Below are 14,449 nucleotides of genomic sequence, written 5' to 3' on the forward strand. Positions count from 1 at the left end.
TGAAGGTAAATAAGAAATGGCGGCGCGCTGCAAGGCTTTATCGTTCGAGCGTCTCGGAGGGCGCTTCATGGAACTGCTTGCGATACCCGTTGACGAGCGTCGAGCGGTTCTGCACGCCCCATTTGCTCGCGGCGCTCAGCACGCCGCGCTCGCTCGCATACGAGCCTTCGGTCAGCTCGGCACGAATGCGCTCCATGCGCTGGCGCCGGATCAGTTCGGTGGGCGAGAGTCCGAGGAAATTCTTGAACGCGCTCTGCAAGGCCCGCTCGGTCACGCCAATCTCGGCTGCGACTTCACGCACCGACAGGTCGCGCCGGTCGAGATTGTCGAGCACATAGCCATAAGCGCGGCGGTATTTGGCCGGCAAACGCGCGCTGACGTCGTCCAGTTGCGGCGACGGCTTGGCGCTACGGTTGAATGTGGGGGCCTTTACATGCGAATCTTCGCGCAGACATTGCATGGCCACGAGCGCATAACGGCTATAGAGCTGCAGCGATTCTTGCGTGCGCCCCTGAGCCTGGCGCGTCTTGGCGGTGCAATACAGATACTCCAGATGACGGTGGCCAGTGGTGCCGTTGCGGCCAATCTGATGCAGCGGCTCGAGCACCGAGTGGGCCAGGTGCGGCGCGGCGCCAGCGAGCGTCGCCAAGGCAATCTCCAGACGCAAGGTACGCTGATAGTCGCCAAGACCCTGCTCGCGCGCCCAGTTCAGATAGTCCTGCAGTCCACCCATCGCATCGCGGTCTGCACAGGCGGCAAGCCGCAAGCGCTTCAGATAGTCGATGCGGCCGCGTAGCAGCGGCGAGCGAACTCCTTGCACGGCCTCGCGCAGGAGGTCCACAGACGTGTCGGCGGCCTGCGGCAGGCGCAGCACGCGGTCGCTCGATAGAGCCGACTGCCAGTACACATGGTCGCCCAGTGCGCTGGCGCTGCGCACTTCACTCTGCACGGCGAGGTCGAAACGCAGCGTCGCAAGCAGGTCGTGCCAGTGATCGAGGTGCTCGTCGATATCGCGCTCCACCAGCTCCGTCAGGCTTTCGAGCGCGTCGCTCGCCTCGCCGGTCCGGCCGAGTTCCTGCAGCACGCAGACCATGCCGAAATGCGCTTCCGCCGCGCGCGCAGGCTCGATTTCCGGCTCATCCGCCACGCGCGAGAAACACGCCAGCGCAGTGCCGAGCCGGTGCCGGAAAAACGCCTGCCAGGCGGCGTTACGGCACGAGGCAATTCGAATCGCATGCTTCGATGAACGAATCAGTTTTTGCGAGCGGCGGTAGTTTTCTTCGGCTTCCACTTCAATGCCGAGCATCAACTGCATATCGGCATGCAATTGCAGGCCGGAGGACGCGTGCTCGGCGGCGCCCGCCTCTTCGGCCCAGCGGCTCACCTGCTGGCGCGCCGCGCCTAGCTTGCCGTCGAGCAGCACATCGAGGTACCGGGTAGTCAGCGCCGGTTCGGCGTCGGGATTAGGTGTAGCGAGAGCGGCGACAACGGGGAAGTACAGCATCGAGAACATGTTCGACTCCTCTGATTGCGGACCGCGTCGCGCACTGCAAGCACGCGTCATCGGATGGAGTCAATGTAGCGAAACGCTCAAGCCGAACTTTCAATAAATCTGACATTTGACGCGCATTTGAGAAGTGTTGAGTGTTGAACTCTCAAGTTTCTCAAGCACCTCTTTTTCATCGAGGCTGTACGTTTCTCAAGCAAAGCTCAAGGCTTGCCCGATGCATGCGTTAAGGGTCGGAATTCCGCAGCGAGACCCACCAGCGTGACCTGCTCGCGCACCTGGTCCACGAAGATGCCAACGAAAAGCGCCAGCATCAGCACGGTCACCGCTCCCTTGACCGGCTGGCTCAAGGTCATCAGATCGAGTTTGGAGGCGGACTTTGCGGCGAAGCCAAAGGCGAAGTCAATCAGCAACAGGATCAGCATCATCGGCGCAGCGAGCTTGGCGACTGTCTGCATCAGCGTATCGGTCTGCTGCACGACGAACGACTCGAGCATGTTCGAGACGTTGATTCCCGTCGCGGTAATCGGCCACCAGTGATACGACTCATAGAGCGTGCCGAGCAAATATGTCATGCCGCCGAGCGCCCAGAATGCAACGGTGGCCACCTGGCCGAGCAGCGTGGCCGTAGGCGTGGATTGCTCCTGGCGGGTCGGATTGGTGATTTGCAAGCTGTTATAGCCGGTCAGATCGTCGATATACGTTCCGGCGCCTTCCGCTACCCAGAAGACGATAGACGCTGCATAGCCGATCACCAGACCGATCACCCCTTCGCGCAAGCCGATCTCGAGCAGCGCGACCCCATGCAGCGATTCGATAAACGAAGCCGGTTGGCCATAGGCGACATACGAGCTGAACAACAGCACGATGGCGTTGCGCACCACGCCTTGCAGCAAACCGTCGGCCGTAGGCGGAAAGATAAACATCACGATAAAGAGGCGCAACGAGCACACGCCCATCAGCGTGATATAGCCGACCAGCAACTGGCCGAGTTGCGGCAGCGCGGAAAAGATATCGTTCAAGCTTGCGCCCTCTGCTGCTGGAAGCGTCGCGCAAGCGCGGTCTCTTCCGCTTCTTCGTCACTGGCGTTTTCCGCGACCTCGTCGTGCTGGCGGCGAATCTGCACGATGCGCTCGCCGCATAGATCGATACGGCCTTGATTGAGCGCGATATCGCGCTGGATCTTTTCGATTGCGGCCGTACTGTTGTGCACAGCCGCTTCGGCTTGCGCCAGCTCGCCTTCCAGCGCGCGCAGCCGTTCGCCGACCACATCCAGATAACGGCGGCAACCGTTCATCTCGTCGAGCGAGAACGCCTCGGTGCCAGTCATCATCGCCTCGATGCGATGCTGATAGAAACGCAGGATGCCCACTTCGCGCTCGACCTGCGCGGCCTTGGCGTCGCGCATCGCTTCGAGCGTCGCATGGGTGCCGCGCTGCGTGGTGAGCGCCACGCGCAGCGTGTCGTCGAGACGCCGCCGCCGTGTGCATGAGCGCTCGAGCGCGATGATGCGGCGGTCCCGCGAACCGCTTCCCCCTTTCGACGCTGCCATTAGCCGATCCCACTCAATGCATACAACTGCGCTTCCGTATCGCCGGGCGCGGCGTAGTCGGCCGTGCGCTGCGAGAGAAACGCTTTGATCGAATCGAGCTTGGCGATTGCCTCGTCCGCAAGCGCGTTGGTGCCCGGCTGATATTCGCCGATCTGCAAGAGCATCTCCACCTCGCGATGCTTTGCCATCAGTTCGCGGATCCGCGCCGCCGCCTGCACATATTGCTCGGGCACGACCTGCGACATCACGCGCGAGAGGCTCGCGAGGACGTCGATGGCCGGGTACTGATTCTTTGCCGCAATCTCACGCGAAAGGATCATATGGCCGTCGAGAATCCCGCGCACCTCTTCCGCAATCGGGTCGCTGCCGCTATCGTCTTCGGCAAGCACCGTGTACAAAGCGGTAATCGAGCCCGTCTCGCCCATGCCGGCGCGCTCGAGCAGGCGTGGCAGCTCTGCAAAAATCGACGGCGGAAAACCGCGCCGGGCAGGGGGTTCACCGGCAGCCAAGCCTATCTCACGGCCAGCCCGCGCGAAACGCGTCAGCGAGTCCATCATCAGCAGCACGCGCTGGCCGCGGTCGCGGAAGTATTCGGCAATCGCGGTCGCCACATAGGCGGCCTTGGCGCGCTCCATGGACGAGCGGTCCGACGTCGCGCAGACGACCACCGAACGCGCCATTCCTTCCGGCCCAAGAATCAGTTCTACGAACTCGCGCACTTCACGGCCGCGCTCGCCGATCAGCGCGATCACGTTAACGTCGCACGAGGCGCCGCGCGCGAACATGCCGAGCAAGGTACTTTTGCCCACACCGGCCGGCGCGAAAATGCCCATCCGCTGCCCTTCGGCAAGCGTCATCATGGCGTCCACGACCCGCACGCCAGTGACGAGCGGTGCGTCGATCATGCGGCGGTTCATCGGATCCGGCGGCGAGGCGAATACGGGCCGCAGCGTATCGGACTCGATGGGCGGGCCGCCGTCCACCGGTTCGCCAAGACTGTCGATCACGCGGCCAAGCAGCATATCGCCCACTTTCACCGCGAGCGGGCGGCCAAGGCCGATCACCTGGGTCGAGCGCGAGATATTCTCCAGCCGCGAAAACGGCGATAGCAGCGCCACATCACGGGTAAAACCGATCACTTCGGCGTGCTGCAACAGCGTGCCGTTCGGCGCACGCAGCTCGCATAGTTCGCCGAGCGAGACGTCGAGGCCCGCGACCTTGATCAGCGTACCGATCACTTCGAGCACCTTGCCGGTGCGCGCCACGCCCGGTTCAGCAAGAATTTCGCGTTCGATCGCGTCGGTCAGCCGCTCGAAGTCGATCGTGCGGGCAAGCCATGGCGTGCTCATGCGGTTTCCTCGCCGGTGGCCTCTGCTTCGTTCGTATTCAATCCGTGGCCATCTTCGGCATAGGTCGCCTCGGCCTCACCTGCGGCATCTTTCAGCTCCGTCGCTTCGGCTGCCTCTGCTGCCGCGTCCGCCTCGGCCTGTTCGGTCGCTTCGGCCTCTTCGACCGAGCGCTTCAAGGCGCGCGACACCGCACTGCGCATCGCGCGAAGCTGCGTGTCGAGACTCGCATCAACGGTGCCGAAGTCCGATTCGCAGACACAACTGCCCGGGCCGAGCCGCTTGTCGGCTACGACCGAGAGCGGAATCGGCCGCCCCAGTTCGTGCCAGCGCGCGGCGAGCCGGTCGAAGGTCGCCTTCGCTTCGTCGTAGTCGTCGGGATGGACGGCGACGCGCAGATAGGTCGCGCCATCGACGATCCGGTCCACCGTCGCCAGCGCCCGCTCGAACAGCGCCTCGTGGCGCTCCACCCGCACGATCTGCTCGACGGCCGACGCGACAATCCCCGCGAGCCGCTCACGCATGCGAATCTGCAACTGACTCTGCGCGTCGGCCACGTCGGCGAGGCGCTCCATCCAGTCGGCGAGCGCGCGGTCGCAGCCGTCGCGATAGCCCTGCTCGGCGGCCGTGTCATATTCGCGCTGCGCTTCTTCGATAATCTGCGCGGCCTGGGCATGGCCCGCTTCGACAATCTCTGCAGCCGCTTCACGCGCGGCGGCCAGCAGCGCTTCGCGGTCAGCCGCGAGTTCGGCATAGGCAGCGTCGATCGACACCAGCGTGCCGAAGGTCTCCCGCGAAATCACATCACCGGCGGCGCCGACACGCGTCACGAGGCCGTTAGCGTCGATCTCGCCGGGCGCCGACCGGGCACTTTTCAACCAAATAGCCATGCCCACTCCGGTAGCAGTTCAGACAGACGCGCAAAGAGCCGTGCCGTACCGAGCGCGTCGAGCTGCGGCGGCACGGCGGCAAGCCAGGGCGGCGTCGGCAGGACGCGCGGCAGCGCAAGCCTGAGCAAAGGAAACGGCAGGCGCGGGCCGGCGGGGTCGGCCGTCGTGAGATCGCGCAGCAGCAGCGCACAGCCTTCGAGCGCGAGGCCTGCAGCGTCGAGGGCAGCGAGTGGAGGCATCGCCACGCGCGCGACAAGGCGTGCCGTATCGGGAGCGTCCGCCAGATGGGCGTCCTGAGTGAGACGGTCGATGCCGACGCCCGCCCACTCGGACAACTGCGAGCGGCTGCGTTTGTCGATCAGGCGTCGCGCCTCCGCACGCCGGAATGACAGCGCACGCATGCGCAGCACCTGCAAGCCGGTCTGCGCGGGCAAGACGTCGAGCAAGGCGGCATTGGGTTGGGCGGCTGACTGGCCCGCTGCATTCGCCAACGCCGCGGACGAGCCGGCACCGCCCGCGAGGCCCGAACCGGCTGACGCAGGCGGTAACGCAGTCCGCAACGCAGGCTGTGTCAATACGTCGAGCGACGGCATGCGTACTCCGGCGGCCTGGGCAAGCGCCCGTGAACAGCTTTCCAGCGCCGGGGCACTGGCCCACACGAGGACTGCCTGCCAGCCGGCAAGCTGCGCAGCGTCGGCGCCGAGCAACGCCGCGCTCCACGATGGATCCGCCCAACGGGCCGTCTCTGCCAGATTGCGGCGATACGCGTCGAGCGCCGCAGCCGCGCGCATAAACGGCAAATCGACAGGGGCGTTCATTGGCAGCACACGGACATTCAACCCGCCGCGCCCGGCCGCCGCAAGCGCGCCAGCAGCCCGCCAAAACGGCCCGCCGCCGCGTCGCCGGCAACCGCGCCTGCGCCGCCCGCCGCACCGCCCGAGCGCCCGGCCAGCACTCCACGACGTGCCAGCACCAGCAGCGCGGTCGCCACCAGCACGGTGGCGCCAGCCAGCACACCGAACAGCCATCCCGGCACACCGCTCGATTGCGGCAGTTGCGATAGTTCGACTGGATCGGCCGCGACCGCCGTCACACTGACCTGGTCGTACGTGAGCCCTTCCACGCTATGCATCACCAGCGTCTTGATCTGCGGCACCAGCGTGCCGATATCCGAGTCCGGACGGTACTTGATAAACACGGCCGCCGAGGAAGGCTTGATGGTCTGTGCGAGCGGATCGTTATTCGGCAGTACGATCTGTACGCGCGCTACCAGCACGCCGTCGATCTTCGACAAGGTCGAAGACAACTCTTGCGACATGCCATAGATAAAGCGCACGCGTTCTTCGGTCGGCGTCGAAACAAGACCGTCCTTCTTGAACAGATCGCCAAGATCGTCGAACTTGTTATGCGGCAAGCCGCGGGCGCGCAACACTTCCATGGCGCGCACGAGCTGCCCATCGTCGACTTCGAGCGACCAGGTCTTGCCCGCGTCCGGCGTTTCCTTGGTCGCATCGACACCGCGCTCGAGCAGCGCCACCACCATCTCGTTGACATCCTGCTCGGACAGGTTGCCGTACAGCTCTTTCTTGCAGCCGGCGAGCAGCACGCACAGCGCAAGCACGCACAGCAAGGGCACGCTGCGGCGGCGAATCGGCGTTCGGTCGGACATTGCTAAGCCTCGCGATTCCTCGCATGACGGACGAGCCGAGACAGCTGCGTCCTCGACAACGGTCTTATTGGTTTTTCATCAGCGTTTCGATGGCCGACTTCGACGAGTCGACCACGCCCATCTTCGCTTCCAGATCGAGCTGCGTGCTGGCGAGTTCGAGCGTCATGCGGATCGTGCCCGCGCTCATCTCGTTCATCGTCAGGGTCGGCGCACGCTGGGCGAGATCGAGCGCATCGTTGACGGTGTGCTGCAGTTCCGCGTCCTGCGCGGCGACCAGCTTCGAGGCCACCGCGGTGCCGTCGTTCTGCGGCGCCGCGGGCGCGCTCATCGGCGCCTTCTGCATCAGCGACTGGAACTTGTCGGCAAGCTGCGTGGGCGTTTGCGCACCAGGCGCGGCCGCCCCCTGCGACAACTGTTCGAGCGAGGCATGTAGCGCTGACGTATTGACGTTGACGGTCATCGGCGGCTCCGTGGCAGATGGGGAAAATGCGGAGAAGACTGAGCGTGTATCAAGCGCGCAGGAACGATGCGTGCGGCATCTGTATAGCGAGCGGTGCTGGCGCCACGGCAGCCGCTACAGGAGCCTCGGGGGTCGACTCAGCCGCTTCGGCCTGCTCATTGAACTCAGCAAGCGCTTCGCACGAGGCCGGCGTGACGAACTGGCCGCCGTTGCGGCGCACACGCATCGCATTGAGCAGGTCCTCGCGCGCTTCGAGCGCCCGCACCAGCGACTGGGTGTCGCGGCTCGGGTTGATCTCCATCGCCTCGGTGGCGCATTGCTTCCAGTCCGGATCGCCCTTGGCCGACAGGCAGAACGCCAGCAGCGCCTTCGCATAACCGAAGCGCGGTGCGTTTTCGCCGACCTGGCGCAGCACGTGGATCGCATCGTCCCAATGGCCGCGCACCATATGCAGGATGCCGTCGAGCGTATCGATCTCGGTCACGCGCGGACGCAGCACGCGCAGCGCGTCGAGCACCAGTTCGATGTCGTATGGATCGGCGGAGACCTTCGGGAAGTTGCTAAGCAAGGCAGTCGAAACGGTTTCGATCAGCCCGCCGATCACATTAGGGCTGCAGTTCATGTATTCCGGCGTGCTGGCGGTCATGGCGACTCACTCCTGGGAGAGACGTTGAAAGCGGCCACGCCACGCGCAGCCGGTCATGAAGGACGCGTCAAACATAGCAACTGACGCCGGTGTGCAAGCGCTACGACACGAAGCGAGCGCAGCGCAAGCGAAGCCGGAGCGGCGCATGGCGCGCTACGCCCTAGGCGGGCGCCGTAAAGACACGGTCGCGAGCACCCGGGCGCATGGCGGGCTTCGCAAGGCGTGCGACAGCTTCGCTTCGCGCGGCATGGCGCCAGCGGGCGAGCGTTATCGTCGAACGAGCGTGGCGGCGCAAGCCCGCCGAGCGCCTTGCCGCCCCATCTAGCCGAGCCGACGCATGAGCGACGAAAAGACCGAAGAACCCACAGACAAAAAGCTGAAAGACGCGCGCAAGGAAGGCCAGGTTTCGCGCAGCAGCGATCTGACCGATTCCATCTCGATGCTGGCGGTGGTGGTGTTGCTGGCCGGCGGCGCGAGCCGCTTTAGCGATGCGATGCGCGCCGTGGTGGACACGGCCATGACCTTCGTCGGCGGGGACCATTCGCTGACCAATATGAACACGCAGCTCTACAAGCTCGGCGGGGTCGCGCTCTCGGCCATCGTGCCGTGTGTGTGCACCGCGGCGCTCGCGGCCATTGCGGGCTCGCTCGGCCAGGTGGGCATCCAGATCTCCACCAAACCGGTGACGCCCGACCCGAAAGCGGTCAGCCCGGCAGCGGGCCTGAAGCGGATTTTCTCGGTACGCACGCTGATCGAGTGCGCCAAGATGGTTGTCAAGGCGGCGATTATTTTCTGCGTGATGTGGGAGTCGATCAAATGGCTGTTTCCGTTGATCGTCGGCTCGCTCTATCAACCGTTGCCCGGTCTGGTGCGGATGTTCTGGGAGATCCTGCTCAAGCTGTTCATGGTTGCGGCGGCGATATTTGTGCTGGTCGGCGCGGCCGACGTCAAGCTGCAGAGCTTCATGTTCATGAAGAAGATGAAGATGAGCAAGGACGAGGTCAAACGCGAACACAAGAATCAGGAAGGCGACCCGCGCATCAAGGGCGAACGGCGGCGCCTGGCGCGCGAGATGGCCACCGCGCCGCCGCAATCGAAGGTGGGGATGGCGAACATGATGGTGGTGAACCCGACCCACTACGCCGTCGCCGTGCGCTATGCGCCCGAGGAACATCCGCTGCCGCGCGTGATCGCCAAGGGCATGGACGAACAAGCCGCGCATTTGCGCCATGCCGCCCGCGATGCCGGCGTGCCGATCATCGGCAATCCGCCGGTGGCCCGTGCCCTGTACAAGGTCGGTGTCGACCAGCCGATCCCCGAGGAGCTGTTCGAAACGGTGGCGGCGATTCTGCGCTGGGTCGATGCGATCGGCGTGCGGCGTGAATCAGCCGGCCACGACGATGTGGCGCCTCAAGCGCCCCACTAAGTACCAAGCACTTCGACTAGAGACCCAATCCATGCTCAAGACGCTGAAACTCCCCGCAGGTGGCGAAGTCGGCATCGTGGCGCTGATCGTCGCGATCATCTCGCTGATGATCCTGCCGCTGCCGCCCGCCCTGATCGACATACTGCTCGGCGTGAACATCACGATCAGCGTGACCCTGCTAATGGTGACCATGTATGTGCCGGACGTGGTCTCGCTTTCCGCGTTTCCGTCGCTGCTGCTGTTCACCACGCTATACCGCCTGTCGCTGAACATTGCCTCCACCAAGTCGATCCTGCTGCATGCCGAAGCCGGCAATATCATCGAGAGCTTCGGTGAGCTGGTGGTGGGCGGCAACCTGGTGGTAGGCCTCGTGGTGTTTGTGATTATCACCACCGTGCAGTTCATCGTGATCGCCAAAGGCTCGGAACGAGTGGCCGAAGTCGGTGCGCGCTTTACGCTCGACGCCTTGCCGGGCAAGCAGATGAGTATCGACGCCGACTTGCGCGCCAACCTGCTGACCGCCGAAGAAGCGCGCAGAAAGCGCGCTACGCTCGCCGTCGAAAGTCAGTTGCACGGCGGCATGGACGGCGCGATGAAGTTCGTCAAGGGCGACGCGATTGCCGGGCTGATCATCACCGCGATCAATATCGTCGCCGGTATCGCGGTAGGCGTGGCGTATCACAACATGAGCGCGGGCGAGGCGGCCAACCGTTTCTCGATCCTGTCGATCGGCGATGCAATGGTGTCGCAGATTCCCTCGCTGCTGCTCTCGGTGGCGGCAGGCGTGATGATCACCCGCGTGGCCGACGAGCGCCAGGCCAAGCACGGTTCGCTCGGCGACGAAATCGGCCGGCAGCTCGGTTCCAGTTCGCGCGCACTCTATTTCGCGGCGGTGTTGCTGCTCGGCTTCGCGGCCGTGCCGGGTTTCCCTGCCGTGTTGTTCGTGCTGCTGTCAGGCACCCTCGCCTTTACCGCTTACCGCCTCGATAAAAAGAAGCCGCAGCAGCAAAACCACGAACTCGAATCGCTGCATGCCATGCAGCGCTCCGGTTCGAAAATCGACGTGCCCGCCATCCTCGCCCGCGCGCCGCAGTTCACTTGCGCCCTCGGCGTGCGGATCGCTCCGGACCTGGTGGCGCGGCTCACCATGCCCGCGCTCGACAAGTCGTTCGAAAGCGAACGGGCACGCTTGCAGGAAGAGCTTGGACTGCCGTTTCCCGGCATCACGATGTGGAGCTATGCCGCACTGCCCGCCGCGACCTGCGAAATCCTCGTACACGACGTGCCGCAACTGGCCATCGAACTCCCCGCCGGCAAGGTGATGCTGCCGGAAGCAACCCGCATGGGGCAATCGAGCGCGGCGGCGGTGGCCATCCCCGGCAACGAGGAAGCTAACGCGCTCGCCACGCTGCTCGCACAAAGCGAAGAGCGCGGCCCGATCGATACGAGCGGCGCGGCTACGCATTGGCTGGAGGAGCGTGCGGTGCCCGCCAAGACGCCGGTATGGCGCGCCGAGCAGGTGATTGCACACGCATCGGTTGCGCTGATGCGGCGGCATGCACCGCTTTTTCTCGGCATTCAGGAAGTGCAATGGATTCTCGACCAGCTCGCCAGCGACTACCCCGGTCTTGTCGCTGAAGTGCAGAAGGTGCTACCGCCGCAGCGGATTGCCGACGTGCTGCGCCGCCTGCTCGAAGAACAGATCTCGATTCGCAACGTGCGCACGATCATGGAAAGCCTGATCACCTGGGGACCGAAAGAGAAAGACATGCTGATGCTCACCGAGTACGTGCGCGGCGACCTGTCGCGCTTCCTTGCACATCGCGCCGCCCGCGGCGAACGCACGCTCTCGGCGGTGCTGTTCGACATGCCGGTCGAACAGCATATCCGCCAGGCGATCAAGCAGACCCCTACCGGCAATTTCCTCGCGCTGCCGCCGGATGAAGCGACGCTGCTGATCGACAAGATCCAGTCGTTCGTCGGCATGACGCCGCGCGAGGGCGTGGCGCTCGTCACCTCCATGGACATTCGCCGCTACGTGCGTCGCATGATCGAAGCGCGGCTCGGCTGGCTCGCCGTGTATTCGTACCAGGAACTCGGCGAGCATGTCGAACTGCGGCCGCTTGGCCGCGTGTCGATCTAAGGCCGCCGCGATGACCCATATCGAGTCGCGCCATCTGCGCATCATTCCAGGCCAAGACGATGCTTATGACGATGCGTCTGCCGCACCCTCGCCCGCAAGTGGCTCGCGTGGCCGCCAGTTCGACTACGCCTCGTTGCTCGGACGACGGCGCGTGTTGCATCGTCTGGGCGGCGACGCCAACGCACACGCACAGGCTGACGGCCAGAGCGACGGTGAAGACGCCCCACAAGACGAGAGCGGCGTGCAAGCGCCCCGCCCGTTCGCACGCGAACCTGACCCGCAAGTTGCAAGGCCGTGGGACGGCGCTGCCGCTCACACCTCCACCCGCTCGCCGGGCAGCGCCGCGGATGAGGCCGCCGACTCCCCCGAGCGCCAGGCCCTCAGGGCCCGCGTCGCCGGTGCGGCGATGCCGGTGGTCTCGGCGGTCTACCAGCAGCAGCAACGCTGCCTGCATCTGCTCGGCTCGCTTGCGCGTGAAATCGGCACCTTCTGCAGCGAGCGTGCGATTGCCGACGCCGGCAATTGGGAAGTGCAGTTGCCGCTCGATCAGAAACTGCTGCCGCAGACCACCTTGTATCTATCGCTTTCGCGTTTCAGGCTCCAGCTTCGGTTCGACGCGCCGGATCTGGCAGCGCGCCAGTTACTCTTGGACCATAGCAGCCTGCTCGAGAGAGAGCTCGACACGATGCTGCGCGCGTGGGGTGAAGCCCGCGAAATCGAACTCACTGTCTGGTGACTGATTCCCAACGCATGGCCCATCCCCTAGCCGAACCGAGGACCGCAGAAGCAGCGCGCGACGATGCGCAAGGACGGCCCGCACGCGGCGCAGTGGAGCACTTGCAGCAGCGTGGCGCAATGCCCGGGCAAGCGGAACAGCCTACCCCCGAGGCCACCATCGCGCCGCTGCGGCCACCAGTGATCAGTCGTGCGGCGGCCCGCGTGACACGCAGCGTCTGCGATGCACGGCTCGCGATGCGCGCCGCCGCCCTATGTGGAACCGCGGAATTATGCGCTACTGTGAGCGACCCACGCACGGTGGACGCACACTTTGCCGACCCCGCGGTCGTCGAACTCACGCTGGCCTTGCCGGCAGGTACGGGTACAGCTATAGCCGCCGTGCAGGTGGCGCTTGATCTGCAGGCGTACCCGGCACTCGCAATCGCCGCCTGGCCTGAACGCGATGCACCCGCGAGCCTTGTACATGCAACAGTGACGCCGCTCGCACCCTCGATGGCCACCTCGTCCGCGGACATCGCGCTACGCAATGCCGTCGCCGGCGTGGTGCTGGAACCGTTGCTCGCGCAACTGACGCGCTTTGGCTTCAAGGATCCGCGTGTGGTCGCCGTGCGCCGCCGGCGTTTGAGCGAGACCGCGCGCAGTCCTGAACGCAGCGCGGCTGGCCAGCTGCACCGCGCTTCGTTGAGCGAGACGCATGCCGTCACGCTGTCGTTCGTGCTGGACGGCAGGCGCTTCGATCTTGCCGTCTGCGCCGATCTGCGTTGCTACGACCTGCTCGACGCGCTGTTGCGTCCGACTCCGGATGCCGCCTCGCCGGCGAACCCTGGTGCGGCTAGCGCCATCTCTACGCCCCTGCCGCAGCCCGAACTGGCGATCCCGGGCCGCCTGATCATCGGCAGCAAGCCACTGCCCGTGGAGACGCTGAACGCGCTCGAACCCGGCGACGTGCTGTTGCGAGGCGTGTTTGCATCATTGAACACGACGCTGCTCGTAGCGCCCACCGACCCTTCTGTACCCCGCACGCGGCCGCGCGCCGTCGCCGCGTGGGGCACCCCCGGGCTCACGCGTCTGTGCGCCGCTGTGGAAATCGACGGGCAATCGCTCGTCATCGTCAAGGAGCCGAACATGTCAGAAGAGCTGGACCCGGCGAGCGCCGACGCCGGGCTCGCCATCGATCAACCCGAGGATCCGATCCGTATCGGCGAACTCGAGCTGCCCGTGCAGTTCGAGATCGACACGGTCGCCCTGCCGCTTGCGCAGTTGTCGGCGCTCGGCCCCGGCTACGTCGTGGAGCTGCCCGTGCCGGTTGCCGACGCGCAACTGCGCCTCGTCGCGCACGGACAAACCATCGGCTATGGCGAGCTCGTCACGGTCGGCGAGCATCTCGGCATTCGCATCATTCGCATGGCGCACAGGCATGGTCCAGTTCAGTGATATTACCGGGCTGCTGCTCGTCGTCGTCGCCATCAGCCTGCTGCCGTTCGTCGCCATGGTGGTCACCTCCTACGCCAAGATCGTCGTGGTGCTCGGCCTGCTGCGCAATGCGCTCGGCGTACAGCAAGTGCCGCCCAACATGGTGCTCAACGGCATTGCGATCCTGGTGTCGGTGTACGTAATGGCGCCTATCGGCATGCAGGCCGCCAAGACGCTCGAGGGCCAGCAGCTCGCGACGCAGCCGTCGCAGGCGCTGATCCAGGCGTTCGGCGCCGCGCGCGAGCCGTTTCGTCAGTTTCTGGAAAAACATGCTCAGGAGCGCGAAAAGCGCTTCTTCCTGCGCTCGGCCGGCGTCGTCTGGCCGAAGGAAGAAGCGCAGGAACTCAAGGAAGATGATCTGATCGTGCTCGCGCCGGCCTTCACACTGACCGAGCTGACCGACGCGTTCAAGATCGGCTTTCTGTTGTACATCGCGTTTATCGTGGTCGATCTGATCATCGCCAACGTGCTGCTGGCGATGGGACTGAACCAGGTGACGCCGACCAACGTCGCGATCCCGTTCAAGCTGTTGCTGTTCGTGGTGATGGACGGCTGGTCGACGCTGATTCACGGCCTTGTCATGACCTATAAGTAGCGAG

At 64.8% G+C, this 14,449-nt stretch carries 14 protein-coding genes; 5 read left to right on the plus strand and 9 right to left on the minus strand.

Annotated elements, in window-relative coordinates; all coding sequences use genetic code 11:
* Positions 1 to 37: 37 nt before the first annotated feature.
* The 9 genes from BLQ92_RS19965 to BLQ92_RS20005 form a co-directional block, all read right to left on the minus strand.
* Positions 38 to 1,513, minus strand: coding sequence for a helix-turn-helix transcriptional regulator (locus BLQ92_RS19965; RefSeq protein ID WP_090686255.1), 1,476 nt, complete (start codon positions 1,511 to 1,513; stop codon positions 38 to 40).
* 197 nt (positions 1,514 to 1,710) lie between these two features.
* Entirely contained in the window at positions 1,711 to 2,466 is a 756-nt protein-coding gene (sctT, locus tag BLQ92_RS19970) for a type III secretion system export apparatus subunit SctT (protein ID WP_090686312.1), read from the minus strand.
* A 59-nt stretch (positions 2,467 to 2,525) separates the two neighbouring features.
* On the minus strand, positions 2,526 to 3,059 hold the full coding sequence (locus BLQ92_RS19975; RefSeq protein ID WP_090686256.1) for a hypothetical protein: 534 nt from the start codon (positions 3,057 to 3,059) through the stop codon (positions 2,526 to 2,528).
* Complete coding sequence (gene sctN, locus BLQ92_RS19980) at positions 3,059 to 4,408, minus strand: type III secretion system ATPase SctN (RefSeq protein WP_090686257.1); 1,350 nt, start codon at positions 4,406 to 4,408, stop codon at positions 3,059 to 3,061. The genes BLQ92_RS19975 and sctN overlap by 1 nt, the downstream gene beginning before the upstream one ends.
* A complete protein-coding gene (sctL, locus tag BLQ92_RS19985; protein ID WP_090686258.1) occupies positions 4,405 to 5,295 on the minus strand; it encodes a type III secretion system stator protein SctL in 891 nt (296 codons plus the stop codon). The genes sctN and sctL overlap by 4 nt, the downstream gene beginning before the upstream one ends.
* The gene (locus BLQ92_RS19990) at positions 5,280 to 6,113 is read right to left on the minus strand and encodes a type III secretion protein HrpB4 (RefSeq protein ID WP_090686259.1); all 834 of its coding nucleotides are present in this window, start codon (positions 6,111 to 6,113) and stop codon (positions 5,280 to 5,282) included. The genes sctL and BLQ92_RS19990 overlap by 16 nt, the downstream gene beginning before the upstream one ends.
* Before the next feature lie 17 nt (positions 6,114 to 6,130).
* Positions 6,131 to 6,964, minus strand: a complete 834-nt coding sequence (gene sctJ, locus BLQ92_RS19995; protein WP_090686260.1) for a type III secretion system inner membrane ring lipoprotein SctJ — start codon at positions 6,962 to 6,964, stop codon at positions 6,131 to 6,133.
* A gap of 64 nt (positions 6,965 to 7,028) precedes the next feature.
* Positions 7,029 to 7,424, minus strand: a complete 396-nt coding sequence (locus BLQ92_RS20000; protein WP_090686261.1) for a type III secretion protein HrpB2 — start codon at positions 7,422 to 7,424, stop codon at positions 7,029 to 7,031.
* A 49-nt stretch (positions 7,425 to 7,473) separates the two neighbouring features.
* Complete coding sequence (locus tag BLQ92_RS20005; protein ID WP_090686262.1) at positions 7,474 to 8,070, minus strand: HrpB1 family type III secretion system apparatus protein; 597 nt, start codon at positions 8,068 to 8,070, stop codon at positions 7,474 to 7,476.
* 337 nt (positions 8,071 to 8,407) lie between these two features.
* Here BLQ92_RS20005 and sctU point away from each other — a divergent pair, with 337 nt between their 5' ends.
* Genes sctU through sctR form a run of 5 tightly spaced genes read left to right on the plus strand, consistent with a single transcriptional unit; the run spans position 8,408 to position 14,445 of the window.
* Positions 8,408 to 9,496: a type III secretion system export apparatus subunit SctU gene (gene sctU, locus BLQ92_RS20010; protein ID WP_090686263.1), complete on the plus strand. Its 1,089-nt coding sequence runs from the start codon at positions 8,408 to 8,410 to the stop codon at positions 9,494 to 9,496.
* A 31-nt stretch (positions 9,497 to 9,527) separates the two neighbouring features.
* Positions 9,528 to 11,639 carry a type III secretion system export apparatus subunit SctV gene (gene sctV / locus BLQ92_RS20015; protein WP_090686264.1) on the plus strand — a complete coding sequence of 704 codons (2,112 nt, stop codon included), beginning with the start codon at positions 9,528 to 9,530 and terminating at the stop codon, positions 11,637 to 11,639.
* Between the two features lie 10 nt (positions 11,640 to 11,649).
* Positions 11,650 to 12,375, plus strand: a complete 726-nt coding sequence (sctP, locus tag BLQ92_RS20020) for a type III secretion system protein SctP (protein ID WP_090686265.1) — start codon at positions 11,650 to 11,652, stop codon at positions 12,373 to 12,375.
* Between the two features lie 14 nt (positions 12,376 to 12,389).
* Positions 12,390 to 13,811, plus strand: coding sequence for a type III secretion system cytoplasmic ring protein SctQ (sctQ, locus tag BLQ92_RS20025; protein ID WP_244106639.1), 1,422 nt, complete (start codon positions 12,390 to 12,392; stop codon positions 13,809 to 13,811).
* Positions 13,795 to 14,445 carry a type III secretion system export apparatus subunit SctR gene (gene sctR, locus BLQ92_RS20030; RefSeq protein ID WP_090686266.1) on the plus strand — a complete coding sequence of 217 codons (651 nt, stop codon included), beginning with the start codon at positions 13,795 to 13,797 and terminating at the stop codon, positions 14,443 to 14,445. Before sctQ ends, sctR begins: the two co-directional genes overlap by 17 nt.
* Positions 14,446 to 14,449: the final 4 nt, after the last annotated feature.

It is taken from the genome of Paraburkholderia phenazinium, from assembly GCF_900100735.1.
Classification (GTDB): Bacteria; Pseudomonadota; Gammaproteobacteria; order Burkholderiales; family Burkholderiaceae; genus Paraburkholderia; species Paraburkholderia phenazinia.